The organism is Micromonospora endophytica (assembly GCF_003236305.1).
GTDB lineage: Bacteria > Actinomycetota > Actinomycetes > Mycobacteriales > Micromonosporaceae > Micromonospora > Micromonospora endophytica.
The window spans coordinates 1-770 of record NZ_POTX01000504.1; the positions used below are offsets into that span (position 1 = coordinate 1).

General features: G+C 69.0%; 1 protein-coding gene. It reads left to right on the forward strand.

Annotated features, from left to right (window positions below; all coding sequences use genetic code 11):
- Window positions 1-170 precede the first annotated feature (170 nt).
- Window positions 171-770: L-erythro-3,5-diaminohexanoate dehydrogenase (gene kdd, locus C1I93_RS30785; RefSeq protein WP_498070740.1), on the forward strand; the 600-nt coding region annotated here is incomplete at its 3' end.

Genomic DNA, 770 nt, shown 5'->3' on the forward strand with positions numbered 1-770 from the left:
GGTCTGTACCGGCGGGTGGGTCTGGGTCACGGCCCCTCCTCTGGCGGGTGCGGTTGATCAGCGAACCGCAAGGCTACTGGAAAATATCCGGCGAAGAAATTAGTCTGCCGTAAGTTTTCCCGCCATGCGAGTTCCGGGCGGAGCTTCGGGCGGTCTGAGAGGGGGTCGGCGTGACGTCACCGGTGGGTCTGCACCGCGTCGTGGAACCGGCGGGGGTGCTGCCGCAGGCGGCTTGGCGGCTGGATCCGCGGCCGGAGATAGCGCCGAACGAGGTGCGGATCCGGGTCGAGCGGTTGAACCTGGACGCGGCGAGCTTCCGCCAGTTGTGGGAGAAGCACGACGGGGACGGTGACGCGGTCCGCGCCGAGGTGCTGGAGATCGTCGCGACCCGGGGGAAGATGCAGAATCCGGTGACCGGATCGGGCGGCATGCTGATCGGCACGGTGGAGGAGGCCGGTCGTCGCTCGCCGCTGGGGTTCAAGCCCGGTGAGCGGGTGGCGACGCTTGTGTCGTTGACGCTGACCCCGTTGGTGATCACCGATGGGCTGTCGGGTTGGGACGGGCGTAGCGAGCAGGTGCCGTGTGACGGGTGGGCGATTCTGTTCGCCCGGTCGATCGCGGCGGTGCTGCCGGAGGATCTGGATCCGCAGTTGTCGTTGGCGGTGTTGGACGTGTGTGGGGCTCCGGCGTTGACCGGCCGGGTGGTGTCGCGGTATGTGGCGGAGCGGGCGGCGCGCGGCGGTGCTCCGGTGACGGTGGCAGTGGTGGGT